General features: G+C 71.8%; 22 protein-coding genes and 2 pseudogenes. 15 read left to right on the top strand and 9 right to left on the bottom strand.

Features of this window, described 5'->3' with window-relative positions; translation table 11 throughout:
- Window positions 1-8 precede the first annotated feature (8 nt).
- Window positions 9-1,271, top strand: coding sequence for an ROK family protein (locus AB0K28_RS14070; protein WP_364369162.1), 1,263 nt, complete (start codon window positions 9-11; stop codon window positions 1,269-1,271).
- Here AB0K28_RS14070 and AB0K28_RS14065 read toward each other — a convergent pair.
- Window positions 1,263-1,747: pseudogene (locus AB0K28_RS14065) on the bottom strand (RNA-guided endonuclease TnpB family protein); the annotation flags it as partial. The gene AB0K28_RS14070 and the pseudogene AB0K28_RS14065 sit on opposite strands and share 9 nt — an antisense overlap.
- 88 nt (window positions 1,748-1,835) lie before the next feature.
- Between AB0K28_RS14065 and AB0K28_RS14060 the strand changes: the two are divergent.
- The 6 genes from AB0K28_RS14060 to AB0K28_RS14035 all read left to right on the top strand — a co-directional run bounded on the left by AB0K28_RS14060 (window position 1,836) and on the right by AB0K28_RS14035 (window position 7,223).
- Window positions 1,836-2,645, top strand: a complete 810-nt coding sequence (locus AB0K28_RS14060; RefSeq protein WP_364369159.1) for an ABC transporter permease — start codon at window positions 1,836-1,838, stop codon at window positions 2,643-2,645.
- Window positions 2,642-3,412, top strand: coding sequence for an ABC transporter ATP-binding protein (locus AB0K28_RS14055; RefSeq protein ID WP_345399754.1), 771 nt, complete (start codon window positions 2,642-2,644; stop codon window positions 3,410-3,412). The genes AB0K28_RS14060 and AB0K28_RS14055 overlap by 4 nt, the downstream gene beginning before the upstream one ends.
- Window positions 3,413-3,444: 32 nt before the next feature.
- Window positions 3,445-4,413 (top strand): aliphatic sulfonate ABC transporter substrate-binding protein, encoded by a 969-nt coding sequence (locus tag AB0K28_RS14050; protein WP_364369156.1) that lies wholly within the window; start codon window positions 3,445-3,447, stop codon window positions 4,411-4,413.
- Entirely contained in the window at window positions 4,410-5,903 is a 1,494-nt protein-coding gene (locus tag AB0K28_RS14045; protein WP_364369153.1) for a sulfatase-like hydrolase/transferase, read from the top strand. The genes AB0K28_RS14050 and AB0K28_RS14045 overlap by 4 nt, the downstream gene beginning before the upstream one ends.
- A gap of 105 nt (window positions 5,904-6,008) precedes the next feature.
- Window positions 6,009-6,923 (top strand): hypothetical protein, encoded by a 915-nt coding sequence (locus AB0K28_RS14040; RefSeq protein ID WP_364369150.1) that lies wholly within the window; start codon window positions 6,009-6,011, stop codon window positions 6,921-6,923.
- Window positions 6,924-6,929: 6 nt separating this feature from the next.
- A complete protein-coding gene (locus AB0K28_RS14035) occupies window positions 6,930-7,223 on the top strand; it encodes a hypothetical protein (RefSeq protein WP_364369147.1) in 294 nt (97 codons plus the stop codon).
- Between the two features lie 9 nt (window positions 7,224-7,232).
- On the opposite strand, the gene AB0K28_RS14030 is transcribed toward AB0K28_RS14035, so the two are convergent.
- From AB0K28_RS14030 to AB0K28_RS14020, 3 genes are all read right to left on the bottom strand, one after another.
- The gene (locus AB0K28_RS14030; RefSeq protein WP_364369144.1) at window positions 7,233-8,099 is read right to left on the bottom strand and encodes a fumarylacetoacetate hydrolase family protein; all 867 of its coding nucleotides are present in this window, start codon (window positions 8,097-8,099) and stop codon (window positions 7,233-7,235) included.
- A 96-nt stretch (window positions 8,100-8,195) separates the two neighbouring features.
- Window positions 8,196-9,686, bottom strand: a complete 1,491-nt coding sequence (locus AB0K28_RS14025; protein WP_364369141.1) for a multicopper oxidase family protein — start codon at window positions 9,684-9,686, stop codon at window positions 8,196-8,198.
- Window positions 9,683-10,129, bottom strand: coding sequence for a hypothetical protein (locus AB0K28_RS14020; RefSeq protein WP_345399733.1), 447 nt, complete (start codon window positions 10,127-10,129; stop codon window positions 9,683-9,685). Before AB0K28_RS14020 ends, AB0K28_RS14025 begins: the two co-directional genes overlap by 4 nt.
- A gap of 152 nt (window positions 10,130-10,281) precedes the next feature.
- Between AB0K28_RS14020 and AB0K28_RS14015 the strand changes: the two genes are divergently transcribed.
- Together AB0K28_RS14015 and AB0K28_RS14010 are read left to right on the top strand one after the other, a co-directional pair.
- The gene (locus AB0K28_RS14015) at window positions 10,282-11,454 is read left to right on the top strand and encodes a sensor histidine kinase (protein ID WP_364369138.1); all 1,173 of its coding nucleotides are present in this window, start codon (window positions 10,282-10,284) and stop codon (window positions 11,452-11,454) included.
- Window positions 11,451-12,134 carry a response regulator transcription factor gene (locus tag AB0K28_RS14010; RefSeq protein ID WP_345409635.1) on the top strand — a complete coding sequence of 228 codons (684 nt, stop codon included), beginning with the start codon at window positions 11,451-11,453 and terminating at the stop codon, window positions 12,132-12,134. Before AB0K28_RS14015 ends, AB0K28_RS14010 begins: the two co-directional genes overlap by 4 nt.
- Before the next feature lie 232 nt (window positions 12,135-12,366).
- Here the strand turns inward: AB0K28_RS14010 and AB0K28_RS14005 are convergent, their stop codons facing one another.
- Window positions 12,367-13,575, bottom strand: a complete 1,209-nt coding sequence (locus tag AB0K28_RS14005; protein WP_364369135.1) for an Ig-like domain-containing protein — start codon at window positions 13,573-13,575, stop codon at window positions 12,367-12,369.
- Window positions 13,576-13,739: 164 nt separating this feature from the next.
- Between AB0K28_RS14005 and AB0K28_RS14000 the strand changes: the two genes are divergently transcribed.
- From AB0K28_RS14000 to AB0K28_RS13975, 6 genes and pseudogenes are all read left to right on the top strand, one after another.
- Window positions 13,740-14,387, top strand: coding sequence for a hypothetical protein (locus AB0K28_RS14000; protein WP_364369132.1), 648 nt, complete (start codon window positions 13,740-13,742; stop codon window positions 14,385-14,387).
- A 93-nt stretch (window positions 14,388-14,480) separates the two neighbouring features.
- The gene (locus tag AB0K28_RS13995; RefSeq protein WP_345399721.1) at window positions 14,481-15,998 is read left to right on the top strand and encodes a cytochrome b N-terminal domain-containing protein; all 1,518 of its coding nucleotides are present in this window, start codon (window positions 14,481-14,483) and stop codon (window positions 15,996-15,998) included.
- Window positions 15,999-16,207: 209 nt separating this feature from the next.
- Window positions 16,208-17,080, top strand: coding sequence for a polysaccharide deacetylase family protein (locus AB0K28_RS13990; RefSeq protein ID WP_364369129.1), 873 nt, complete (start codon window positions 16,208-16,210; stop codon window positions 17,078-17,080).
- 78 nt (window positions 17,081-17,158) lie between these two features.
- Window positions 17,159-17,845: a hypothetical protein gene (locus AB0K28_RS13985; RefSeq protein ID WP_364369126.1), complete on the top strand. Its 687-nt coding sequence runs from the start codon at window positions 17,159-17,161 to the stop codon at window positions 17,843-17,845.
- A gap of 453 nt (window positions 17,846-18,298) precedes the next feature.
- Complete coding sequence (locus AB0K28_RS13980) at window positions 18,299-19,741, top strand: PepSY domain-containing protein (RefSeq protein WP_364369123.1); 1,443 nt, start codon at window positions 18,299-18,301, stop codon at window positions 19,739-19,741.
- Between the two features lie 231 nt (window positions 19,742-19,972).
- Window positions 19,973-20,149, top strand: a pseudogene (locus tag AB0K28_RS13975) (alpha/beta hydrolase); the annotation flags it as partial.
- 3 nt (window positions 20,150-20,152) lie between these two features.
- Here the strand turns inward: AB0K28_RS13975 and AB0K28_RS13970 are convergent.
- Genes AB0K28_RS13970 through AB0K28_RS13955 form a run of 4 tightly spaced genes read right to left on the bottom strand, consistent with a single transcriptional unit; the run spans window position 20,153 to window position 26,783 of the window.
- Entirely contained in the window at window positions 20,153-22,927 is a 2,775-nt protein-coding gene (locus AB0K28_RS13970) for a DUF5682 family protein (RefSeq protein ID WP_364369120.1), read from the bottom strand.
- Complete coding sequence (locus AB0K28_RS13965) at window positions 22,924-24,036, bottom strand: AAA family ATPase (RefSeq protein WP_345399702.1); 1,113 nt, start codon at window positions 24,034-24,036, stop codon at window positions 22,924-22,926. The genes AB0K28_RS13970 and AB0K28_RS13965 overlap by 4 nt, the downstream gene beginning before the upstream one ends.
- A 15-nt stretch (window positions 24,037-24,051) precedes the next feature.
- Window positions 24,052-25,392, bottom strand: coding sequence for a VWA domain-containing protein (locus tag AB0K28_RS13960; protein WP_345399699.1), 1,341 nt, complete (start codon window positions 25,390-25,392; stop codon window positions 24,052-24,054).
- Window positions 25,389-26,783: a hypothetical protein gene (locus tag AB0K28_RS13955; RefSeq protein ID WP_364369115.1), complete on the bottom strand. Its 1,395-nt coding sequence runs from the start codon at window positions 26,781-26,783 to the stop codon at window positions 25,389-25,391. Before AB0K28_RS13955 ends, AB0K28_RS13960 begins: the two co-directional genes overlap by 4 nt.
- Window positions 26,784-26,786: the final 3 nt, after the last annotated feature.

Below are 26,786 nucleotides of genomic sequence, written 5' to 3'. Positions count from 1 at the left end.
CTCTCCGCATGGCACCACCCCGTGGCCCCCTTTCGCAACTCCGGCGCGGGCACGAAGAGCTCGTGCTCGGCCTGTTGCGCAAGCACGGCCCCCTGAGCCGGGGCGAGCTGGGCAAGCGTTGCGGCCTGTCCAGGACGACCCTCTACGACATCCTCGCCGAGCTGGTGGCGAGCGGCGCCGTGGTCACCGCGTCCCCGCAGGAGACCCCGCGCGGCCGGGGCAGACCGGCCGAGACGCTGACCCTCAACCCCGACGCCGGCCAGGCCATCGGCATCGACTTCGCCCGGCGCGGCCTGCACGTCGCGGCCGTCAACCTGGCGCACGAGATCGTCGGCTCGGCCAGCGAGCCGCACGACGCCGACCTGCCGTGGGAGCAGCGGGTCGAGCTGGCCGAACGGCTCATCGGCTCCCTCACCGGCACCGGCTCGGGCGCGCTGCGGCTGGGCGCGCTAGACGCGATCGGCGTCGGCGTCGTCGGCGCCCAGGTCGAAGGCCTTCCAGCTGAGGGCCTGAGTGAGGAACGAACCAAGGGCCGCGAAGGCGAAGGACCCGGGCCGGAATCCGGCGAAACCCCGCCCCACCCCGTGCAGGTGCTGCTGCGGGAGCGGTTCGGCGTGCCGGTGATGCTCGACAACAACACCAGGCTGGCCGCGCTCGGCGAGGCGATCTGGGGGGCGGCGGCAGGCGGGCAGGACGTGCTCTATCTGCGGCTGTCCCACGGTGTCGGCGGCGGGCTGGTGGTCGGCGGGTCGTTGCACAGAGGCGCGTACGGGCTGTCGGGCGAGTTCGGCCACATCACGGTCGAGCCGGGCGGCGCGCGCTGCGACTGCGGCGGCACCGGCTGCCTGGAGACCGTCGCCTCCATAAGGGCCGTGCTGGACGCCTACCGAGCCACCGGCGGAAGGGCCGCCGACGTGCCGGAGCTGGTCAAGGCGGTCAGGGCGGGCGAGCCGAGCGCGCTGGACGTGCTGGAGCGGGTGGGCGGCAGGATCGGCGAGGTGCTGGCCGCCGTCTGCAACGCGATCGGCCCCAGCGTCATCGTGGTCGGCGGCGAGCTGGTCGAGACCGGCCAGGCGCTGGTCGAGCCGATCGAGCGCACGCTGCACGACCACGTCATGCCGGTCTCGCGGCACCGGGTGAGCCTGCGCAGGGCGACGCTCGGCGAGGTCGCGGGCGCGCTCGGCGGCATCGCCCTGGTGCTGCACGAATCCCCCTTGCTGTCCCGCTATCCGGCAGGCCCGGATCTCGCTGAGGACCTCACATCACCTTGACATCCCCCCTTGGTGAACGAGGGGGGTTCCCACGGTCGCCCGTGAGGGTTCCTGTTTCACAGCCGGTCGCCCGTCCGAGAGGACTCTCGTTGAGGTCTTACACCCGCTCCACAGGCGTTTCAGCTCTCCGCCGGCCCGGCGGCGAGCACGTTCCTGGCCGCGTTGACGTCCCGATCATGGACCGCGCCGCAGGCACAAGTCCACTCCCGGACGTTCAGCGGCATCTTCTCCCGCAGGGCCCCGCACTGCGAGCACAGCTTGGAGGAGGGGAACCAGCGGTCGACCGCCACCACGCTCCGCCCGTACCACTGCGCCTTGTACTCCAGCATGGAGCGGAACTCCCGCCACGAGGCGTCGGAGACGGCGCGGGCCAGACTCCGGTTCTGGACCATGGTGCGGACGGTCAGGTCTTCCACGGCGATCACTTGGTTTTCGTGAACAAGCCGTGTCGTGACCTTGTGCAGGTGATCTCTTCTCGATCGGCGAACCGGCCGCCCCTGTCCTGCTCCCCAGGAGTCCGATTCCTCCCCGCCTGAAGGCGAGGGGTCTCCACGGAGGTATCTGATGACTCAGCTCACCGCGACGGGCAAGGCGCAGGCGGCTCCGGCCGTGCGGCGCGGGCCCAGGCGCTCGCGGCGCGCCCTCGTACTCAACCTCGTCGCCGTCGTCGTCGGCCTGCTCGTCTGGACGGCGCTGGCCACCATAGGCGTGCAGGGGCTGCCGAACCCGCTGGAGGTGGCCGGCCGCGCGGCCGAGCTGATCGGCGACGGCACGCTGGTGACCGACGCCCTGGCCAGCCTGCGCCGCGTCCTGATCGGCTTCCTGCTCGGCACGCTGCTGGCGATCCCCGTCGGCTTCCTCATGGGCTGGTACGCCACCGCGCGCGGCCTGCTGGAGCCGTACGTGCAGTTCTTCAGGACGATCCCGCCGCTGGCGATCATCCCGCTGGCCATCGTGCTCATGGGCATCGACGAGCGGCCGAAGATCTTCGTCATCTTCCTGGCGGCGTTCCTGTCGAGCGTGGTCTCCACGTTCCAGGGCGTCGTGGACGTGGACAAGACGCTGATCAACGCCGCCCGGGTGCTCGGCGCGTCCGACCGGACGATCTTCCTGCGGGTCGTGGTGCCGGCCTCGACGCCGTTCATCCTGGTCGGGATGCGGGTGGGGCTGGGCGCGGCCTGGGGCACGCTGGTCGCGGCCGAGCTGATCGCCGCGCAGGAGGGCCTGGGCTTCCGGATGCAGCAGGCCCAGCTCTACTACGACCTGTCCACGATCTTCGTGGGCCTGATCACCATCGGCGTGCTCGGCCTGCTGATGGACCGCCTGCTGCTGCTGGCCGAACGCCGCCTCACCAACTGGCAGGAGCGCCGATGAACAACAAGATCTCGTTCAGGGACGTCGTCAAGACGTACCCGATGAAGGACGGCACCTTCACCGCGCTCGACCACGTGTCGCTGGACATCGCCGACCGCGAGTTCGTCACCGTCGTCGGCCCTTCGGGGTGCGGCAAGAGCACGCTGATGAGCATGGCGGCCGGGCTGGTCGAGCCGACCGGCGGCGAGGTGCTGGTGGACGGCCGGCCGGTCGACGGTCCAGGACCCGAGCGCGGGGTGATCTTCCAGCAGTACGCGCTGTTCCCGTGGCTGACCGTGCGCAGGAACGTCGAGTTCGGGCTGAAGCTCAAGGGGCTGCCGGCCGACGAGCGCAGGCGGCGGGCCGAGCAGGCGATCGAGCTGGTGGGCCTGTCCGACTTCGCCGACGCGCTGCCGAAGGCGCTGTCGGGCGGCATGCGGCAGCGCTGCGCGATCGCCCGCGCGTACGCGGTGGACCCGCAGGTCCTGCTCATGGACGAGCCGTTCGGCGCGCTCGACGCGCTGACCAGGGTGCAGCTGCAGGACCAGCTCCTCGCCACGTGGAGCAGGGAGCAGCGCACGGTCATGTTCATCACCCACGACGTGGACGAGGCCGTCTACCTGGCCAGGCGGGTCATCGTCATGGCCGCGCGGCCCGGCCGCATCCAGCAGATCATCGACGTCGACCTGCCGTACCCGAGGACCGAGGAGATGCGGCTCTCGCCCGAGTTCGGGCGGATCCGCAACGAAGTCTGGCACGCCGTCTACCACCAGGCGTCCGCCGCCTGAGTTTCCCGTACAGAAAGAAGGACCCGATGGCCATGCGTTCCCTTCGCCGCGCCCTGACGGCCGCCTCGGCGGTGAGCCTGCTGGCACTCTCCGTGACCGCCTGCTCCGACGACGGCTCCACCGTCAGGTTCGGCTACATCAGCGACTACAACGGCGCCAGCCTGCTCGCCATCGCCGAGAAGCAGGGCCTGTGGGACAAGCAGGGGCTCACCCCCGAGATCAAGGTGTTCACGAACGGGCCGCTGCAGATCCAGGCGCTCGGCGCGGGCGACCTCGACTTCGGCTACATCGGCCCCGGCGCGATGTGGCTGCCCGCCACGGGCAAGGCCAAGGTCGTCGCGATCAACACGCTGGCGTACGCCGACCGCGTGATCGGCCGGCCCGGCATCAAGACGATCCAGGACCTCAAGGGCAAGAAGGTCGGCGTGCCGGAGGGCACGTCCGGCGACATGGTGCTCAACCTGGCGCTGCAGAAGGCCGGCATGTCGGTCAAGGACATCGAGAAGGTGCCGATGGACCCGGCCACGGTGGTGTCGGCGTTCGCCTCCGGGCAGATCGACGGGGCCGGCATCTGGTATCCGCTGATCGACAACATCAAGCAGCAGGTGCCGGACATGGTGGAGATCGCCAGTACGAAGGAGTGGCCGGACAGCTCGTTCCCGACCGCGTTCGTCGGCGGCACGGAGGTGGACGAGGCGCTCACCAACAAGGTGATCAAGGTGCTGCAGGAGGCCAACGACTGGCGGGCCGCACACCCAGAGGAGGCCATCACCGAGTCCGCCGCGCTGCTCAAGCTCGACCCGGCCAAGGTCAAGGCGGACGCGGCGAACGTCCAGACGATGACCACCGAGGACCTGGTGAACAAGACCAAGGACGGCACGGTGGCCAAGTGGCTGAACAGCCTCGGCGACTTCTTCGTCGGCACCGGCCAGCTCAAGTCCAGGCCCGACCCCTCCACGTACTACACCGGCGATCTCTACACGAAGGCCTTCACCAAGTGAACCTGCTGTTCCTGATGACCGACCAGCACCGCGTCGACACCCTGGGCTGCTACGGCAACCCGCACGTCGCCACGCCCAACCTCGACAGGCTGGCCGCGAGCGGCACCCGGTTCGACCGGTTCTACACGCCGACGGCCATCTGCACGCCGGCGCGGGCCAGCCTGCTCACCGGGCAGGCCCCGTTCCGTCACCGGCTGCTGGCGAACTACGAGCGCAACGTCGGTTACCTGGAGGACCTGCGGGAGGACGCCTTCACCTTCCCCGAGGCGCTCAAGGAGCGCGGCTACCAGCTCGGGCTCATCGGCAAGTGGCACGGCGGCACCAGCCGCAACGCCGCCTCCTACGGCTTCGACGGCCCCGACCTGCCCGGCTGGCACAACCCGGTCGACCATCCCGACTACCTCGCCTACCTGGAGGAGCGCGGGCTGCCGCCGTACCGGATCTCGGACCTCGTCCGAGGGACGACGCCGAACGGCAACCAGGGCAACCTGCTGGCCGCGCGGCTGCACCAGCCGGTGGAGGCCACGTTCGAGCACTACCTGGCGACCAGGGCGATCGAGCACATGGAGCGCTACGCCGCCGACGGCCGGCCGTTCTTCCTCGCCACCCACTTCTTCGGGCCGCACCTGCCGTACCTGCTGCCCGACGAGTACTTCGACATGTACGACCCGAGCCTGGTGGAGCTGCCGCCGTCGATCGCCGAGACGTTCGAGGGCAAGCCGCCGGTGCAGCGCAACTACAGCGCGCACTGGACGTTCGACACGATCCCGATCGAGGTCACCCGCAAGCTGATCGCCGTCTACTGGGGTTACGTGACGCTGATCGACGAGCAGATCGGCCGCATCCTCGACCGCATGGACGAGCTGGGGCTGAGCGACAGCACGTCCGTCTTCTTCACCGCCGACCACGGCGAGTTCACCGGCGCCCACCGCCTGCACGACAAGGGCCCGGCCATGTACGAGGACATCTACCGCATCCCCGGCATCATCCGCGTCCCCGGGCAGCAGCCGCAGGTCAGGGACGAGTTCGTCACGCTGACCGACTGCACGGCGACCATCCTCGACCTGGCCGGCTGCGACACCGGGCCGGCCGTGGACAGCCGCAGCCTGCTCCCGCTCGTCCGCGGCGAGCACCCGGAGTGGCCCGGCGAGCTGCTGGCCGAGTTCCACGGCCACCACTTCCCGTATCCGCAACGGATGATCCGCGACGACCGCTACAAGCTGATCGTCAACCCCGAGTCGGTCAACGAGCTGTACGACCTGCACGCCGACCCGCACGAGCTGAGCAACCGCTACACCCACCACGAGCTGGCCCCCGTGCGCCGCCGGCTGATGCGCCGGCTGTACGACCTGCTGCGCGAGCGGGGCGACAACTTCTACCACTGGATGACCCCGATGTACGACATCGGCGCCCTCGACTACGACCCCACGCTCAGCTCCTTCGAGAAGGAGGGCGAGAAGGAGGGCGAGAAGGAGGACTCCCCCGCCTGACCGGCATCGGCCGGACCGATTCCCGTTCTGGCAAACGCGTGTCGCCCGGCCCGGTTCGTGTGCTTGACTCCCGCCTTGGCACTACCGCACCGATGGGGAGAGTTCATGGCGGAGTTCGTGGGGATCGACCCCCGTGGCGCGCACGAACTGATCCGCCGTATGGAGGCGGGCAAGGCTTATGTCAGCGCGACCCGGCCGGGTCTCGAGACGGCGATCGCCGAGGCGGAGCAGGACTGGGCCGGCCGCCAGGGCACCACGGCCCTGCACCGCGCCTGGGTGTTGTTCCACGACTCCCAGCAGGACCTGCGGTGGCGCATCGACACGATCGAGCAGCTCGTACCGGTGCGGGAGCGCGGCATGCTGTCCGCGACCTTCCCTTTCACGGCCGAGCACGAGGCACGGCTGGCCGCGGAGAGCGCGGCCCACGCCATCCTGGCCGCCGAGCGGGAGGGTGAGCGGGAGGGTGGGGACGTGGCGGCGGCGGTCGCGGCCGTCGAGGGCGAGGTCCGCGACCCCGCGTACGCGACGGCGCTGCTTTCCACGCTCGGCATCGAGACGTTCACCCGGCTGCTCGAAGGGCACGGCGGGCCGCTGGCGCAGGCGTACGCGAGTGCCGAGCGCACCGGGCGGCTCGGCGACGCCTGGCACGAGCTGGTGGCGACCGCCCCGGCCGAGGCGCTGACGGCCCTGGTCACGGGCGCCGAGCAGTCGGGCACGGTGCTCAACCGGGTCGCGACCACGCTGCTGAACCGCCCGCAGGACACCGGCTGGAGCCCCGGCGACCTGCTCCGGCCGTACGCGGGCAACCCGCTGGCCTTCCAGCAGCTGCTGGCCGAGCATCCCCGCGAGGCGCGCGCCCTGCTGAGCGCCGCCACCGCCGACCCGGCCGCCGCCCAGGCGCTCGCGACCGCGTTGCACGAGGCGCTCAAGCCCGGGGTCGGGGCCGACGGGCTGCGCGAGCGCGCCTGGGCCACCGTCATCGGCACCCCGGGCGGCAGGACCGCCGCCGAGGGCGGCTGACCCGCGATGGCGACGAAGCACCAGCTCCTCCGCGAGGCTGCCGACAAGGAGTCGCTGGCCGCCGCGTTCATGCGGTACGCCAGGGGGCTCGCGGGCGCGTTCGACGGCATCCCGGCGCGGCCTGGCGACTGCGAGTCGTACTGGACGGGGCCGGCCGCGCAGCGGTACCTGACGCAGGTGGTCAAGGTCAGGCGCGAGGTGGCCGACCTGGAGGACTCCTGCCTGGCCACCGCCGACAACCTGCGCCGCCGCGCGGCGAGCCTGCGCGCCGCCGCCGCGGCCATCGTCGCCGACCCCTGAGCCCAGGGGCTAACGCATCGCGTCCAGGCCGCGCACCACGCTGGTGGTGAGCGTGCCGATCTCGGAGATGCCGATCGTGACGGTGTCGCCGTCCTGGAGCGTGAACGGCAGGTCGGGCACCAGGCACGTGCCGGTCGCCAGCACGGCGCCGTCGGGGAAGGCGTCGGCGCGGTAGAGGTAACCGGCCAGGTCGTCGAGCCGCCGGTTGAGCTGGGAGGTGCTGGCCTTGCCGTCCCAGACGGTCTCGCCGCCCCTGGCGATGGTGAGCGTGATGTCCAGCGTGTACGGGTCCGCCACCTCCCACGCGGGCCTGATGCCGGGGCCGACCGCGCAGGCGCCGAGGTAGATCTTGGCCTGCGGCAGGTAGAGCGGGTTGACCCCCTCGATGGTGCGGGAGCTGACGTCGTCGACGACCGTGTAGCCGACGATCTCGCCGCCCGCGTTCAGCACGAGACCCAGCTCGGGCTCCGGCACGTCGATCCCGGAGTCCTCGCGGACGGAGATGCGGCCGCCGTCGCCCGACACCTTCCACGCCACCGACTTGAAGAACAGCTCGGGCCGCTCGGCGTCGTAGACCAGCTCGTACACGTCGGCGGCGCGCTCGCTCTCCAGCACCCTGGCCTCGCGGGAGCGCCGGTAGGTGACGCCCGCGGCCCACACCTCCATGCGCCCGTCCACGGGCGGGAGCAGGGCGACGGAGCCCGAGGGGTGGCGGGGGCCGTCGGCGGACGCGCACCGCTCCTTGAGTTCATCGGAGGAAAGTCGGAGCAGCTCACCGACGGTGGTGATTCCGGCCAGCTCCACCACCTGCTCGCCGTCGTCGATTCCTACTGCGGCGGCGCTGGTCAGTGGGCTGGTGAACCGTACGATCTGCATGCCTGCTCCTAGCTCCGTCAACCGAGTCATCCGATGAATGGTCGCCTATGGGATCAACTTAATAGTTCGACGGGTCGATCGGGAGGGGGCATCTGCTCATATCACCTCGAAGTCGGCCATCATCGCCATGTCCTCGTGTTCGAGGTTGTGGCAGTGCAGCATGTACGTGCCGCGGTGCCCGTCGAAGCGGGCCAGCACGTCCACGACCTCGTACGGCCCCACGTCCACGGTGTCCTTCCAGCCCGCGTCCGTGGCGGCGGGCGGGCGGCCGTTCCTGGCCAGCACCTGGAAGTGGGCCAGGTGCACGTGCACGGGATGACGGAAGTCACCGGTCAGCCGCCACACCTCGGCGGTGCCCACGCGGGGACGGGCCAGCGGCACGCCGGGCCGGTAGCGATGACCGTTGATCGTCCAGGCGCCGTCCGTCGCGCGGAAGTCGAAGCGGCGGGTGGCCACGGGACGCGGCCGTCCAGGCGGGCGGGACAGGACGGCGGGCACGGCGCTGTCGTCCGGCGCCCGCCGGGTGACGACGAAGCCCATGACGTTCCCGGCCGGCCCGTCGGCCAGGGCGTTGACCAGGGTGACGGCGGTGCCGACGGGGTAGCCGGAGAAGTCGACGACGACGTCGTACCGCTCGCCTGGAGAGATCGGGATCGCGTCGTGCGTCACCGGCGCGGCGAGCAGCCCCGAGTCGCTGCCGATCTGCGTGAACCGGCCGCCGGGGGCCAGCCTGAGCAGGTATCTGCGCGCGTTGGACGCGTTGAGCAGGCGCAGCCGGTAGCGGGTGGCGGTCACCTCGGCGACCGGCCAGGGAGCGCCGTTCACCAGGATCACGTCCCCTTCGACGCCCTCCATGTAGTCGCCGTCCAGCCTCCCCCGGCCGCCGTGCTCACCGTGCCCGCTCCGGTGGGCCCGCGGGTAGCGGAACGAGCCGTCCTCCTCGAAGGCCCGGTCGCAGATCATCAGCGGCAGCTCCCGCTCGCCGCGCGGCAGCGGCAGCGCGTCCTCCTCCTCGTCGCGGACCAGCGCCATCCCGGCCAGCCCGCGCCACACCTGCGGGGCGGTGAAGTCCATCCGGTGGTCGTGGTACCAGAGCGTGGCGGCCCGCTGGCCCACCGGATAGCGGTACTCCTTGACCAGCGGGTGGTGCACCTCCCCTGGGTGAGCGGGGTGCGGCGGGGCGCCGGCGGGCACGACGAGGTCGGTCGGGTAGCCGTCGGAGCCCGGCGGGGTGACGCCGCCGTGCAGGTGGGTGGAGGTGGGCACGGGCAGCTCGTTGCGCACCGCGACCGTGACTGGTTCCCCGCGCCGCAGCTCGAACGTGGGCCCCGGGAAGGTGCCGCCGTACCCCCACACCTCGGTCCGCAGCCCCGGCAGGATCTCGGCCGCCGCCACCCGCTGCGTCACCTCGTACCGGCCGGGGCCGACCGGCCTGGCCACGTCCGGGATCGGCAGCGGCGCCGTGAAAGGCTCCGGCAGCCGCGCCCTGCTCCGCAGCAACTGCCCCGCCACCTCGGCCCCGCAGCCCGCGATGCCCAGCCCGGCCCCGCCCAGCATCCCCACGAACGCCCGCCTGGAGAGCCTCATGCGGCACCGCGCAGCGTGCGCCACGTCCACGCGGTGAAGACGGCGGACAGCCCGAAAACGGCCATGCCGAGCGGGAAGTGCCCCGCGATGATCCGCGCCTGCCCCAGCCCGACCTGCGCCGTCTCCAGCACCACGAGCCCCAGCCCGGCCAGCGCCGGCCATCCTGGGCCGCGCCCCGGCCGCCACAGCAGCACGGCGGTCACCACCTGCGCGTAGAGCAGCGCGTGGGTGTAGCCGGCGTTGTCGCGGTGCCAGGCCAGCAGATCGACGTCGCCGGTGACGAACAGCCCGGCGAGCGCCGCCTGCACGAGCACCCCGGTCAGGTGCCCGGTGGCCGTCACGCGCAACGACCAGACGATCCAGCCGGGCGGACGCGGAACGGCCTCGGAGGAGCCGGGGTCGGAGGAGCCGGGGTCGGAGGAGCCGGGGTCGGAGGAGGTCATGCCAGGAATGCTCCACCGAACGCCATCGCGGTCACATCCCGCGACGGGGGGCTCTGGCCCGTACTCCCGGGGGCGTACGCGAGCCGCCCGGCGCCGGAAACGTACGCCCGCGGGCTGACGCCCCGCCGGCGCCGCTCCCCTACCTTGGGTGCATGGACACCCGCGGGAAGGACGCGCTGGTCGCGGCGGGCGCGCTGGCGGCGATCACGGCGGGCACGTACGCGAACCTGTCGTGGTCGGGTCCCCAGGAACGCCCGCTCGACCCGGCGGGCCTGGCGCTGATCACGGTCGCGGCGCTGTCGCTGGCCTTCCGGCGCACCGCCCCGCTGGCGGCCGGCATCGTCGCGGCGGCCTGCGCGGTCGCCTACTACGCCGCCCACTACCCCGGCGTGTTCGCCACCGCGCCCGCGCTGGCCTCGATCTACACCCTCGCCGTGCTCGGCCACCGCAAGGCGGCGATCTGGCTGGCGGCGGTGCTGGCCGTGACGATGTACGGCCTCATGGCGCTCGCGCCCGAGGATCCGCCGCCGGGCAGCTGGATGGCGCTGCTGAGCGGCTGGCTGATGGCCATGGTGCTGGTGGGCGAGGTGACCAGGAGCGGCAGGGCGTACCTGCGGGCGGTGGAGCAGCGCGCCGAGGCGATGGAGCAGCGGGCCGAGGCCGTGGAGCAGCGGGCGCTGGAGGCCGAGCGCACGCGGGAGGAGGCGGCGCTGCGGCAGGCGAGCGAGGAGCGGCTGTGGATCGCGCAGGAGCTGCACGACTCGCTCACGCACAGCATCTCCGTGGTCAACGTCCAGACCGCGCTGGCGCTTGAGCTGCTGGAACGCCGTCCCGAGCGGGTCAGGGAGGCGCTGCTGGCGATCAAGGAGTCGGGGCACGAGGCGATGAACGAGCTGCGTGCCACCCTCGGCGTGCTGCGTAGTCCCGAGGGGGTGGAGGCGGGGCTGTCCGGGCTGCCGCGCCTGGTCGCCAGGGCCGAGGGTGCAGGGCTGCGGGTGAGGCACACCGTGTCGGGCGTCCCGTACACGGCGGCGCCTGAGGTCGATCGGGCCGCGTACCGGATCGCCCAGGAGGCGCTGACCAACGTGCTGCGGCACGCGGGCGCGTCCGCGGCGGTCACGGTGAGCCTCCAGTACGCTCCCTCGGCGATCGTGCTGCGGGTGGAGAACGACGGCGAGCCCGGCGTGGCCGGGCCTGGAATGGGGTTGATCGGGATGCGGGAGCGCGCGGTCGCCGTCGGCGGCTCGCTGACGGCGGGCCCGGGCGAGCACGGCGGCTTCACGGTACGCGCCGAACTGCCGACGGGGGCCGGGGGGCGGTCGTGATCCGGGTGCTGCTGGCCGACGACCAGCCGCTGATCAGGGCCGGCTTCAAGGCACTGCTGGAGCTCACCGACGACATCACCGTGGTCGGCGAGGCGGGCGACGGCGCGCAGGCGGTGGAGCTGGCCGAGCGGCTGCGCCCGGACGTCGCGCTGTTCGACGTCCGCATGCCGCTGATGGACGGCATCCAGGCCACCCGCAGGATCGGCGCGAGCCCCGAGCTGAACGACGTCCGCGTGGTGATCCTCACCAACTACGCCCTCGACGAGTACGTCTTCGCCGCCCTCAGAGCTGGCGCCACCGGCTTCCTGCTGAAGGACATCGAGCCCGGCGACCTGCTGCAGTCGGTGCGGGTGGCGGCGAAGGGCGAGGCGCTGCTGTCGCCGTCGGTGACCCGCCGCCTGATCGAGGAGTACGTCAGCACCCCGCCCCGCCCGGCGGCCTCAGGGCCGGAGCTCGACCGGCTGACCGTCCGCGAACGCGAGATCGTCGCCCTGGTCGGCAGGGGCCTGTCGAACGAGGAGATCGCCGAGCACCTGGTGATCAGCGGCGCCACCGCGAAGACCCACGTGAGCAGGTCGATGGTCAAGCTGGGCGTCCGCGACCGGGCCCAGCTGGTCGTCTTCGCGTACGAGTCGGGCCTGGTGGTCCCAGGAGATCAGAACGTCACCAGGAACTCGTAGCAGTTGAGCAGCCAGACGAGCAGCCACAGCGCGAGGGTCGGGAGCCGGATCAGCCCCCGGCCGGTTCCGTCTTCAGGCACCCGATACCAGCTCCCGTGAACGGGACGGCGTTCCTGCTTGTGCCCTCATGGTAATTCGCCGCTCTGCGCGAAAGCGGTATAGGCCGACAAAGGATTCCTGATTGTGTCCTTTACTGAAACGCGTACGGAAACCGCGTACTGAAAGCCTCGGCCTATCCGTTCACCGGCTTGCCGAGCGCGCTGCCCGCCAGCCAGTCTTCCCACGACTTGGCCCACGGCGTCGGCCCGTTGCCGAACTGGAGTTTCCTGGACGTGCCCGTCACCTCGATGATGTCGCCGCGCTGGGTGAAGTCGTAGAACCAGCGGGCGTTGGCGGGGCTGGCGTTCACGCAGCCGTGGCTGACGTTCGAGCTGCCCTGCGCGCCGGTGGACCAGGGGGCGGCGTGGAAGAAAGTGCCGCTGTACGTCATGCGCACGTTCCACTTGGTCTTGATGCGATATTCGCCGGGCTCGCCGATCGTGGCGGAGTCCATGACGATGTCGGCCGCCTTCTCCTGCGCGATCATGACGCCGGAATAACTGTCGTCGCCCGGCCGCCCGAGGCTGACCGGAATGGTCTTGACGACCTTCCCGTTCTCGCGGACGACCGCCTTGTGGGCCTTGGCGCTGACCTTGGTGATGTGCTCGGGCCCGACGGTGAACGTCAGGCTGCGGTCCTTGGTGCCCCACAGCCCGGAGCCGGCGCGCAGCCCGGCGAGGTGCGCGACGACGGTCACCTTCTGCCCGGCCGGCCAGTACTCCCGCGGCCTGAACTGCACCTCGCGGTCGCTCACCCAGCTCCACGCGCCCTCGACCGGCTTGGACATGCGCACGACCAGCGACCGCTCGATCGCCGCCCTGGCCTTCTGCGAGGTGATCGGCTGCGAGAGCAGGAGCTGCACGGGCATGCCCACGCCGACCTTCTCGCCGTCGAGCGGCGCCATGCCGCTCTCCAGCACCCGTTTCGGCTTGAGCGTGGTGAACGTCGAGGTGCCGCTGACCTGCTTGCCGTCGGTGCCGGTGGCCTGGGCGCTGACCGTGTACGTGGTCGAGGGCCGCAGCGGCCAGGCCGGCCGCCACGTGCCGTCGTCACCCATGGCGCCCTTGACGGCGCGGCCCTTGGCGTCGGCCACGGCCACCTTCGTGACCTTGCCGGCGCTCACCTTGACCGCGATGCCGGTGTCGGGGGCGACCTTCTTGGTGCCGTCGGCGGGGGTGATCGCCAGCTTGGCCACGGGGCCCTGCTGCTGGGGTCCGCTCTGAGGGCCGCTCTGAGGGCCGGGGCCGCCGCCGGACGACGTACAGCCTGCGACGGTGAGCAGCGCTGCCATGGCGGCGGCGGTGAGTGATGGGGCGAGGGTCGCGGTCCGGCCGTTCCGCATCGTCGATGCCTCCCGTGCCTGACATAAGGCAATTATTCACATTAGACCGTTTACGGAGATCAGGCGGACTCCTGCCCGGATTGAGCTCGGACATGCGGCCACGGCACGCGCGGCGCGAGTGAATGATCTTGATCTGACGATCCGCCGGGCACAATCATGGGCCGGTGGATTACTACCTGATCTCCTCGACCGCGGGCGATCGCACGCCCGCAGGGCTCCTGGTGGAGGAGTTCGTCCTGTGTGAGGACTACACGGCGGCCGGAATCGACGGCGCCGAGTGGAGGCCGGAGAACGGGGCCTGGTCCTCCTCCGCCGAGCTGAGCCGCGCCATCCGCGCCGACCGCGCGCTGCGCGGCCGGGTGACGCCGGTCAGCAGGCAGGAGGCGTACGACGCCTTCGCCCGCATGGGCGGCGGCGTGCTGCCGGAGGAGGCCGGGCTGCGCACGCTCTTCCAGGAGCGCCGCACGCTGCCCACCACCGCCCCGCTCAACCTCGGCGGCTCCAGAGCGCGCCGTTACCGCATCCTGTTCGCCGGCGAGCTGGGCGCCGACGGCCTGGAGAACGCGCGCACGGCGCTGAGGCTCGAGCCGACCGGCGACCCGCGCGTGATCGGCGCCGCCTCGGCCGACGCGGGCGGCCACGGCTTCACCTGGGAGCTGCGCCGAATCGGCGCGGGCATCGCCTGGTGCGTGGACGTCACCGCACGGCTCGGCTCTGGCCCGGTGACCGCACTCGGCGCGCTGCTGCACCACCACCGCCAGGCGGTGCGCGAGCAGGGCCTCATCCCCGTCACCGTCGAACGCTTCGCCTGAGAGAACGACATTCGCCGGCCGGTGAGTGTCACATTCGCGGCCCCTACTCCGTCTTGTCCATAAGGATCCGGACAAGACGCATGCGGAGTGGCGATGAAGGGCAGCTCACTGGCCGGGGCGCTGGACGACCGGCTCGGCGGGGCCGGGTTTCTGAAGAAGGCGATGCGGAAGGTCTTCCCCGACCACTGGACGTTCCTGCTGGGCGAGATCGCGTTATACGCCTTCGTGGTCATCCTGCTCACCGGCGTCTTCCTGACGTTCTTCTTCAAGCCGTCCATGCAGGAGGTCGTCTACGACGGCAGCTACGTGCCGCTGCACGGCGTCACGATGAGCGAGGCGTACGCGTCGTCGCTGGAGATCACCTTCGAGGTGCGCGGCGGCCTGCTGATGCGGCAGATGCACCACTGGGCCACACTCATCTTCCTCGGCGCCATCGTCATCCACCTGCTGCGCAACTTCTTCACCGGCGCCTTCCGCAAGCCGCGCGACCTCAACTGGCTGATCGGCGTCACGCTGTTCGCCCTGGTGCTGATCAACGGGCTGTTCGGCTACTCGCTGCCGGACGACCTGCTGTCCGGTGCCGGGCTGCGCATCCTGCACGGGGTGATCATCTCGGTGCCGCTGGTGGGGACGTACCTGGCGATGTTCCTGTTCGGCGGGGAGTTCCCCGGCGAGGACATCATCGCCCGCCTCTTCAGCCTGCACGTGCTGCTGATCCCCGCGCTGCTGCTCGTGCTGCTCCCGCTGCACGCGGTGGTGCTGACGTGGCGGCAGACGCACACCCAGTTCCGCGCCAAGGGGCTGCGCAACGATCAGGTGCGCGGCGCGCCGTTCTTCCCCGCGTTCCTGGCGAAGACGACGGTGTTCTTCCTGTGGGTGACCGGGGTGATCACGCTGCTCGCCACGATGTTCCAGATCAACCCCATCTGGCTGTACGGTCCTTACCTGCCCAGCACGGTCAGCGCCGGCTCCCAGCCCGACTGGTACATGGGCTTCCTGGAGGGCGCGCTGCGGATCATGCCGCCGTGGGAGTTCACCGTCTTCGGCTCCACGGTGACGATGAGCGTGCTGATCCCGGCGCTCGGCGCGCCCGGCCTGCTGTTCACCGCGCTCGCGCTCTATCCGTTCGCCGAGCGGTGGGTCACCCGTGACCGTGCCGTGCACCACCTGCTCGACCGGCCGCGCGACGTGCCCGTGCGGACGGCGCTCGGGGTCGCGGGCATCGTCTACTACGGCGTGCTGTGGCTGGCCGGCGGCAACGACCTGATCGCCTCGACCTTCCACATCTCGCTCAACGCGACCACCTGGATCTTCCGCGTCGCCATCGTCGCCGGGCCCGTGCTGGGGTACGTCGTCACCCACCGGATCTGCCTGGGCCTGCAGCTACGCGACCGGCACACGCTCGCGCACGGGGTGGAGACCGGGGTGATCGTACGCGGGCCCGACGGCGGCTTCACCGAGATCGAGCGCCCGGTGACCGAGGAGGAGCAGGCCGTCCTGGAACCCGGCTCCCCACCCGCGCTACCACCCGCCCCACCGGCCGGCGGCGACGTGCCACCGCCGGCCGGTGAACGCGTCCGCCGCGCACTCCAACGCTCCTGGCTCAACTGACCCGCCGCCCCGGCCTCTCCGGGGCGGCCTCTCCGGGGCGGTTTTTCCGGGGCGGTTTTTCCGGGGCGGTTTTTCCGGCGGCTCAAGGAACGGTGACGGCGGGGACGGCCTTCGCGCGAACCATGAGCGGACGGCGGGAGTCCAACCTTTGGAACGGTCCCGCGCTCATGGGGGACGCACCGGGGGCGGTGCGCTTAGGGGGATACGGCATGAAGATCGGCGCGCTACGGGGGACGGCGGGGGCACTCACCTTGACCGCTCTACTGACGACTCTACTGACGACGCTGCTGACGACGGCCTGCACCACGGACAGGAACGTCGATCCCGGCACGGCGTCGCCCGCATCCGCGGTCCCGGCATCCGGCACCATCACGTCCGGCCTTTCCGCCGGCACTGCCGCGGCGTCCCGCGTGGCCGGTTTACCCGCCTCGGCGGTGAGGGTGGTGAAAGTGGTGAAGGTGGCGGCCAGGGCCAGGCCGGTGGACTGCCGGCGGGCGAAATGCGTGGCGCTTACCTTCGACGACGGGCCGGGGGCGTACACGGACGCGCTGCTGCGGCACCTGGCCGCGTACCGGGCCAAGGCGACGTTCTTCGTCGTCGGGCAGAACGTGGCGGCGAACCCGGGGATCGTGCGCAGGACGTACGCGGCGGGGCACGAAATCGGCAGCCACACCTGGTCGCACCCCGACCTGACGAAGCTGCCGGCCGCCGGGGTGCGGGCGCAGCTCGCGCGTACGGACCGGGTGGTGAAGGCGGCCATCGGGGTGGTGCCCAGGCTCGTCCGGCCGCCGTACGGGGCGGTCAACGCGGCGGTGAGCCGGCTGACCGGGCGGCCGATGGTGTTGTGGAGCGTGGACACCCTGGACTGGCGGCACCGCGACAGCGCCAAGGTGGCCCGCAAGGCCGTCAGGTCCGTACGCCCGGGGAGCGTCATCCTCTTCCACGACATCCACCCGTCGACGGTGCGGGCGATGCCCCGCATCCTGAAGGCCCTGTCCAAGCGCGGCTACCGCTTCGTCACCGTCACCCGTCTCTTCAACGGGCACCCGCCCAGAACCGTCTACAGCGCCGGGCTGACCTGACGACGCGAGAGTTCGTCGCATCCGGCTGAACCGGGGCCGGGCGGCCGCCGTATCTCGTCATGTGAGCGGTGATCGCGCATGAACCCCGACGAGAGAGGATGCGGCATCGGCAGCGGGGACACCGCGCAGGCCGGGGGGACCGGCCTGCGCGGGCTGCGTACGACGGTGTTCGCGGTCGTCTGCGTGCTCACCGCCCTCGCCATGCACGTCCTGGCCGGAGGTCCGGTAGCGGGATTCGGCACGGTGCCGGCCGCCACGGTGATCACCGGCGCGGGGGCCTTCCTCCTCACCCGCCGCCGCTCCCGCCGCACCTTGCTGGCCGCCTCCTTCGCCGCCCAGTACGGCATGCACCAGCTCTTCACCACCACCCCCCACGCCGTACAAGATCTCCTCACCACCACCCCACCAGCCCTCCATGCCGCGCACGCCACGGACGCCTCCGCGCTCGGCGCCCACCACGGGGGCGGCCTCAGCGCGAGCGTCGGGATGCTGCTGGCCCACGTGGTGGTGGCGGTGCTGTCGGCGTGGTGGCTGGACCGGGGCGAGACGACCCTGGCCACGATCCTCCACCTCCTGGCCACCTCTCTCCGCGACCTCTGGGCCCTCCTGACCACCTGGGACCCCGCACCCCCGGCCCCCACCCGCCGCCCGGCCCTCCTCGCCGCAGCTCCCCTCGGCCCCCTCACACCCCAGGCTCTGATCTGGACGCTGTGCCGCCGAGGACCACCCCGCCCTGACCGCGTTGTCGTGACGCGAGCTTCCTGAGCACCGCGCTCCCGCACCGCCGGTCGCCGGCACCGTTTCCGCACTCGGCGCGCCCTACGCCGGACGCTCACGGCATCGCCCCGCACACCGCGCGCCCACCGCATCGCCCCACACGCCGAGCGCCCACCGCGTCGCCCGGCGGCCTTGCCCACACGCGCACCGCGTCGCGCGCTCACCACACCACCTGTGAACGGCGCCGACTCGCGGTGCCGCCGTCCGCCGCGCCGCGTGACCTGCGACCCCATCGCGGTGCGCAGCACCTTGAGGCCATGGCGATCGCAAGGCGCCACGGACACCCATGACCGCAGGTGACCCTGCCTCCCCGCATCTCGCCGGTGCCCTGCTCGCCCCGCGCACCAGGCCGATCGTCACCCGGCCTCCACGCTGTGGCCGCCTCGCGCCCTGGCGTGCCGTCGCCGTACCCCACGAAAGCGCCCCCGGAAGGGAGCCCCCATGACATCGATCGAGACTCGTCCCACACCGGCCCGAGAAGGGCCCGAGCCGGCGCGGCCGGTCGCGTCGCAGCGCTACCGGGCCGTCTGGCGGTGGCACTTCTACGCCGGGATCTTCGTTGCGCCCGTACTGCTCGTCCTGGCCGTCACCGGGTCGATCTATCTGTTCAAGGAGCCGTTCGAGGAATGGCGATATCAGGACGTGCGCACGCTCAGCGAGCCCGTCACCCGGGCCCGGCCGCTGTCGGAGCAGATCGCGGCGGCTCAGCGGGCGCATCCCGGTGCGCCGGTCATGTCCGTCATCCCGCCCATGTCACCCGACCGGAGCACCCGCGTCATCCTCCAGGGCACCGAGACGGGCCCCTTCGCCGAGGGCGTCTCCGTCTACGTGCATCCGGCCACGGCGGCGGTGCTGGGCGAGGTGGACGACGGCAGGACGTTCATGCGCGTCGTCCGTACGATCCACGGCGAGCTGATGGCCGGCACCGTCGGCGACCGGGTCGTGGAGACCGCCGCCTGCTGGTCGCTGATCCTGGTCGCGACCGGCACGTACCTGTGGTGGAGCACCCGCCGCAGGAAGCCAGGCCCGCGCAGACCCAGGAAGGGCCGGGGCGGGCTGCGCAGGGTTCACACGTGGGCGGGGGCCGGCGGGGGCGCGGTGGTCGCGTTCCTCGTCCTGTCCGGGCTGCCGTGGTCGGGCGTGTGGGGTGACGGCCTGCAACGGCTGCAGGACCGTACGGGCTCCACGTACCCCAGCGCCGAGGACTACCCGCACACCTCGGGCGACCTGTCCGCCAACCCGGACGCCAAGGTCCCGTGGGCGGCGGAACGGCTGCCCGTCCCGCCGTCCGAGGACGGGCACGCCGGCCACGGCACCACGCACGGCGTGCTGCGGGACGGCGCCCTGCCCCTCGAGGACGCCCTGGCGGCGGCGCGGCCCGCGATCAGGTCGTGCCCGCCGGACGAGTGCGACCTGAAGATCCTGCTGCCGGACGGCCCGAAGGGCGTCTACACGGTGGTGACGGACCCGCGCCGCGACCCGTCCGACGCGCAGACGCTGCACGTGGACCAGTACAGCGGGCGGGTCCTGGTGTCGTACGGCTGGAACGAGTACGGCGTCATCGCCAAGGCCGTCGAACAGGGGGTCGCCCTGCACGAGGGCCGCCGCTACGGGACGGCCAACCTGCTGCTCATGCTGGGCGCCTGCCTGACCCTCGTCACGCTGATCGTCACCGGCGCCTGGATGTGGTGGAAGCGCCGCCCCCGTGGCCGCTTGGGCGCACCGGCCCGGCCCACCGACCGCAGGACGGCGTACCGGCTGATCGCCGTGATGGCGGTGCTCGGGCTGCTGTTCCCGCTGGCGGGGATCACGATGGCGGCGGTCCTGCTCATCGACTGGCTGGTCCTGCGCCGGATCAAGCCCCTCGCCCGCCTCTTCGGCTGACGGTAGTGCTGGGGACCCTGCGACGGCGAGGGGCGGCCGAGCGATCTGCGGTGTTCGTCCGTCGGGGTGCCGCTGGACCGGGACGCCCCGCGCGGCCGGGCGATCACGCTGAAGGTGGCCAGGCGCGCGACATCGAGGCGATGCGGGCGGCGCTCGGCGAGGAACGGCTGAGCTTCCTCGCCACCTCGTACGGCGGCGTTCCTCGGCGCGGGCACGTGGACCTACTACGCGGACACGGCCGACCTCGTAAGGCGGGTGCCCGGCTCGGTGACCGTCCGCTTCGACGGCCCCGGGCACGGGCTCTACCTGACGGGGTACGCGTTCGCGTGCACGATCGCGCACGCGAACGCGTACCTGACGGACCTGCGCCTGCCCCCGCCCGGCACCACCTGCCGCCCCGCCTCCTGATCGTCAGCCCAGCAGCCCGGCCACCGCCAGCGCGGGCTCCGGGTGCGCGGCGAGCAGGGCCGCCACGCGCGGGTCACCGGCGGGCTCGCCGGGCGCGGCCCACTCGCCCGAGCAGCCCAGCACCCCGGCCACGGCGTCGCAGGCCGCGGGATGGGCCCGCAGCAGCTCGGCCACCGGCCCGGCCGCCACCGGAGCGGCGGTCACGGCCGGCTTGGGGCGGGCGGTCCACGGCGGCACCCAGGAGTCGACCGCCGTCAGCGAGCCGGGGAACGTGCGCCCCGCCTCGCGGACCAGCAGCGGCACCAGCTCGGCGGCACCGGCGCGCAGAGCGGTGATGAGCTTCGGCAGCCACGGCAGCAGGACGTTGTCCGGCAGCCGCCCGAACGCCTTGGAGATCACCTCCACCACGAACCCCGACAACGCCGGCACCGGCTCAAGAGCCTGGACGAACCCGATGATGTACTGCGGGAACGACGGGATCACCAGCGGGTTGGCCAGCAGCTCGTCACACCGCGACCGCAGCGCGGCCAACGGCAGCAGGCCGAGCTGGTGCTGGGCGGCCCACAGCAGCGCCACCTTGGCCGGCGACCCGGGGTGCGACTGCTGCACGGCGAGCTCCAGCTGGGCCCGCTCGCAGCCGAGCGAGAGCGCCAGGCTCTCCATGCCGAACAGGAAGCCCAGCATGGCCCCCACCTGCCGCACGCCGGTGTCGTCGTCGACGAACGCCGTGGGCAGCAGCGTGCAGTAGTGGGCGTAGCCGGCCGTCACGAACGCCTCGCACCACGCGGGCAGCTCGGGCTCGGTGGCGCGGTAGTGGGCGAGCAGCCGCCGGATGCGGCGCAGCACGTCGGGCGCGTCGTCCACGGTCCGCTCGGACGCGAGCAGCTCCACCGCCCGCGCCCCCAGCTCGTCGGCGAAGCGGCGGCTGCCGAGGAACAGGATGGCGTCCTCGACGGCCGCGAGCGCGACGGCGGCGGTGGCCTTCTGGTCCCAGACCGAGCGCCGCAGCCGCTGCTCCACCACCTGCTCGACGGTGACGCCCTCGTAGCCGAGCTCGATGATCGAGCGCTGGTGCTTGCCGAACGCGAGGTCCCAGCTCTCCTGGATCGAACGCTCGCCGAGGCGCCGCTCCCCCATGATGGGCCGCACCGCGTCGGACGGCAGCAGGTAGCGCAGCATCCACAGCAGATCGGAGCAGGGCCGCAGCTCGGGCTCCGCGTTGAGGTCGAGCAGCGCCCGCTGGATCGTCCGCTTCTCCAGGTCGAGCCCGAGCGGCGCGAGCCGGTCGTAGACGTCTCTGGCCAGCGGCGGCAGCGCGTCGTAGCCGACCTCGCCGAGCTTGTCGCCGCCGAGCAGGATCTCGCAGAGCCGCCGCACGTCGCGCCGGCCCGGCACGACGTCCTTCTCGATGCAGGTGACGGCGGCGTCCTGGAAGTCGTACGGCGTCGGCCTGGCGCGGTTGCGCATGCCGGCCAGCAGGATCGAGGTCTCGTAGACCGCGATCGCGTCGGCGGTGCTGGCGAGGTAGCCGTTGCGGCGGGCCAGCCGGACGATGTCGACCGACCAGCCGAGCAGCTCGGCCTCGTCGAGCGGGTCGAGCGCCGGCGGCCTGGACAGGAACCCGGTCAGCTTGTCGGCCACCTCGCCCTGCGGCGCGGGCGGCGGCAGCTTGACCTGGCGCCTGCGCGCGCCCTTCTGCCCGGCGAGCTGGAACGGGGTCAGCTTGCTCCGCGTCAGCGCCTTGGTCCAGGTCGCCGCCGCGATCGACACCGAGCCAGGCGCCAGCCCGAACTGGGCCTCGATGGCCGAGTGGCTGGACGGGATGAGCCCGTACAGCCATTTCGTGCCGGTGCGGGGGCTGATCTCGAACGTGGCCGTGGATCGCAGCCCGAACTCCTCGACCCGGCTCGCGGCGTGGAAGGCGCCGCAGACGTAGAGGCAGTCGGCCGGGTCGGCGCCGGAGGCGGCCAGGTGCTCGCGCATCCTGGTCCACATGTGGCGCTCGCGGTCCTCGTCCACGGTCAGGCGGGCGTCGCCCTCGGGGCGCAGCCGACGGAACAGGCTGCCGACCAGCACCATGACCTGGCGGTAGGTGTCGTAGTCCGCGCCGGACAGGGGCTGCTCGACGTATTGGTCCCACCACTCCGACCAGTGGCGCACCTTGCCGTGGTGCAGCAGGTGCTCCTCCAGCTCGGCGAAGCGCGGCCGCAGGTCGCCGATCTCCACGCCGACCGCGTCGCCGTGCAGGCCCGCGCCCTCCTCGGCCTTCGGCCTGGGCTCCTCGCCTGGCGCCCACTGGAAGACGTGGTCGGTGGAGCGGTCGACCAGCACCAGCTCGACGCCGGGGGTGTCGAGCGCGTAGGCGATGGCCTGGTATTCGGCGGACGCCTCGGTGATGGGCGCCACCACGCTGAGCGGCGCCCACGTCTTCGGGAACCCGTCGAGGTCGGTCGCGAACGCCTGCACCGCCACCGGCAGCCGGCAGTTGCGCAGCTCGGTGAGCAGCGGCTGCAGGTCCTCGCACAGCTCCAGATAGATGACCTTCGGCTGCTTCTCGCGCAGCCTGCGCACCATCGCCAGCGCCGAGGCCGGCGAGTGGTGGCAGACCGGGAAGATCTCCAGCTCCTCGCGCAGCGCCCGATCGACGTCGTCCACCAGGCCGGACAGGATGCCGGAGACCTCGACGGGGCCGCCGGCGAACGTCTCTGCGGCGTCGAGGAGCTGCTCGCGGAGCGAACCGAAGGTGCCCTGCCGGCCGGTCATGGGCTGATCGCTCATGAGAGCGTGGAGATGGCCTCGCGGCCGCCCTCGAGGAACTCCGGCCACTCGCCGCCGTCCTTCTTGCTGCGCGGCTCGACCACGCCGTGCCAGTACTTGTTGAGTATCGCCAGGTCCTCGGGGCTGCGCCGGGCCAGCGACCCGACCAGCGAGCTCGCCAGCGTCTGCGCGCGCAGCGTCCGGTCGCCGAAGAAGTGGCTGTGCAGGATCGCGTCCTCCAGCACGCCGATCTGCTCGGCCGTCGACAGCGCCGACTCCAGCTTGTCGTCGTCGCTGGTGGCCGAGGCCGCCGCCGAGCGCAGGTCGGCGAAGCTCTGCAGCAGGATGTCGAGCAGCGTGGGCGGCAGGTCCAGCTCGATCTGGTGCCGGCGCAGCAGCTCTTCGGTACGGAAGCGGACGATCTCCGCCTCGCTCTTCTTGTTCGTCACCACCGGGATGCGCACGAAGTTGAAGCGCCGCTTGAGCGCCGACGACAGGTCGTTGACCCCGCGGTCACGGCTGTTGGCGGTGGCGATGATGGAGAAGCCGGGCTGGGCGAAGACGATGTTGTCGTCGTCGAGCTCGGGGATGGAGACGTACTTCTCCGACAGGATCGAGATGAGCGCGTCCTGGACGTCGCTCGTCGAGCGGGTCAGCTCCTCGAACCGGCCGATCACGCCGCGCTCCATCGCCGTCATGATCGGCGAGGGGATCATCGACTGGCGGGACTGCCCCTTGGCGATGACCATGGAGACGTTCCACGAGTATTTGATGTGGTCTTCCGTGGTGCCCGCGGTGCCCTGCACGACCAGCGTGGAGTTACGGCAGATCGCCGCCGACAGCAGCTCGGCCAGCCAGCTCTTGCCGGTGCCGGGGTCGCCGATCAGCAGCAGGCCGCGGTCGGAGGCCAGGGTCACGACGCTGCGTTCGACGAAGCTGCGGTCGCCGAACCACTTCTGCGGGATCTCCCTGTCGATGCCGTCGGCCCGCTCGGAGCCCAGGATGAAGATCCGGATCATGCGGGGGCTGAGCCGCCACGAGAACGGCTTCGGCGCGGTGTCGATGGACTCGAGGTAGTCGAGCTCTTCGGCGTACTTGACCTCTGCGGGTGCGCGCAGCATGTCACTCATGGTTGTCGGGGTCTCCTAGGTGAGGAAGTTCTTGAGCTCGGACACGAGCTTGCGGATGTGGCCGGAGAGCACGGGGGTGCCCATGGCCTTGAGCTTCTGGCGATACCACGGGTCGACGCTCGCGTGGCCTGAGCTGTTGACCGAGCCGACGGGGATGAACTTGACCCCCGACCGGTGGATCGCCTCGAAGTCGTTGATCAGGGAACGGTTGTCGTAGAAGTCGGAGATCCACACCATCACGGTGTTGCGCGGATCGGTGATCTTCGGCCTGGCCAGCGCCATCGCGACCGTGCCGTCGGTGCCGCCGCCGAGCGTGGTGCGCAGCAGCACCTCGAACGGGTCGTGCACCCACGGGGTCAGGTCGAGCGCCCTGGTGTCGTAGGCGACCAGGTGTACGTCGACCTTCGGCAGCCCGGCGAAGATGGAGGCGAGGATGGTGCAGTTGACCATCGCGTCGACCATCGAGCCCGACTGGTCGACCACCACGATCATGCGGGCCGGGGTGGTGCGCCTGGCGGTCTGCTTGTAGTAGAGGCGGTCGACGTAGAGGCGCTGGTCTTCCTCGTTCCAGTTGGTGAGGTTCTTCCAGATCGTGCGCTCGACGTCGAGGTTGCGGAAGACCCGCTTCGGCGGCACCGACCGGTCGATGGTGCCCACGCTGGACTTCTCGACCTGGGTGCGCAGCACCTGCGCCACCTCGTCCACGAACCTGCGGATCAGCGCCTTGGCGTTGGCCAGCGCGACGCCCGACAGGTTGGACTTGTCGTGCAGCAGCTGCTCGATGAGCGACATGCTGGGCGTGAGCTGCCTGGCCAGCGCGGGGTCGGCCAGCACCTCGCGCAGGTGCATGCGCCTGACCAGGTCGCCCTCGATGCCGGCGAGCACCTTGGCCAGCTCTTCGTCGCCGACGCGGTGGCGCAGGCCGCCCGGCTCGCAGCCCATGCCCTTCTCGAACCAGCCGGCGTCGGACTTCCAGCTCTCCAGCTGCGTCGCGGTGACGTTGCCCGAGCCCGTGGCGAAGACGTTGAGCAGCAGCTTCGACACCAGCGCGGCCCGGCGCACCTCGTCGCCGTCGCCGTGCTCCTTCTCGGCCATGAGGTCCTGGAACTCGGCGGCCAGGTCGGGGAATCGCTGCACCAGGTTGTCGACCGAGACGCCCGGGTCGAGCAGCGCCGGCGGCAGGCCGAGGTCGCCGACGATGCCGACGCTGGCCGTCTCGAGCGCGGGCTCCTCGTCAGGGCTGAACAGCCGCGACAGCAACCGCCAGTAGAGCACCTGCCGCCGCGTCTGATCGGCGCTCTGTGAGCCGTCGTCGACCGCCGGCGTGTCGGGGGTGAGGTCGGTGGGATCGGTCATTTGCGCAGCAACCGTCCCGCTCGTTCGCGCAGCACCGCGACCACGTCGCCGGCCTTGGCCTCGGCCTTGACCACCTTGGGGTCGGTGGGGCCCTGCGCCCAGTCGCCGGTGTGCGCCGCGACCGGCTGCTTCTTCACCGTGGCCTGCACGCCCAGCGGCTGCAGCGTCCAGCGGCCGGCGTCCCAGTGCAGCAGCCCGACGCAGGCGGTGGACGCCTTGAGCAGCGCGGGGGTGAGCGGGCCGCACGAGGGCAGCCGGTCGAGGTCGAACGCGATCGTGTGGCCGCCCAGCGTGAGCGCGCGGCCGTCGGTCTTGTAGCCCTCGACGAAGACGGGCTCGCCGATGCGTACGGGATGCCGGTCGAGCGGCGGCACCGCGGGCGCCGTCGCCACCCCGAGCTGGAGCCTGGCCACCGCGAGCGGATCGGCCTCGTCGCCCGCGCTCGCCCGGTCGTCGTGCCAGATCAGGTCGCCGCCGGGCAGCAGCGGCATGCCGGTGACGTCGAGGCTCCGGTGGCCGGCCAGCGCGGCCAGCAGGGTGGGATGGCCGCCGAACAGCCGCCACACGGTCGGGCCGACGATGGTGTCGACCTTGGCGGCGGCCACGCTCGTACGGATGAGCCTGGCCGGCCCGCCGCCCGAGGGCTCCAGGACGGCGTGCACCTGCACGCGTACGGCGGTGGCGTGCTCGTGGACGTCGGCGCCCAGGATCAGCAGCCGCCCCGACACCTCATCAGCCTCGCCCGGCCACGGGCCGCGCTGCGCCAGCAGCGTCGCGCGGGTCCACAGGTCGGCCCACCGGCGCGCGGGCAGCCGCTCCATCGTGGCGACCGGCGACGACGCGCGCAGCTCCGTGGCCAGCCCGTCGAGCAGCACCGCGAGGCCGCGCAGCGCCGGCTCAGCGAGCAGCGCCTCGATCGTCTGGTCGGCGGAGGAGACGAGGCCGTGATCGACCCCGCGCCAGCCGGCGATGGCCAGCTCGCGCAGCCACCCACGGCAGCCGGCCAGCAGGTTGTCGGCCACCTCGGCGTGCGCTCCCGCCGTGTCGCCGGTGTCGCCGGTGTCGCGGGTGCGGCCCAGGGCCGCGTCGAGGCGGGCGAGCAGCGCGTCGTGGGCCGCGCCGAGCAGCGCTGCCCGGCCGCCGGCCAGCGCCGCCAGATGCTCGTCGGCCACCGAGCCCGCCGCCACCTTCGCCACGGCCTCGCCCAGCCGGTCGCCGACGGGGGTGCCGGCCAGCGCGCCCGCGAAGGCGGTCAGCGCCTCGGCGCGCTCGTCGCCGAGGCGCGCGAAGCCGTACGTGAGGGCCGCGTCGAAGCCGTCGACCAGGCCGAGCGCCGCGTCCACGCCCTCGGGGGCCGCGTCGAGCAGCTCACCGAGCTGTACGTCCAGCATCAC

Source organism: Nonomuraea sp. NPDC049504 (assembly GCF_040676845.1).
GTDB classification, from domain to species: Bacteria; Actinomycetota; Actinomycetes; order Streptosporangiales; family Streptosporangiaceae; genus Nonomuraea; species Nonomuraea salmonea.
Note: the sequence above shows the minus strand (reverse complement) of the source record. Positions and strands in the feature narration are given on the sequence as shown.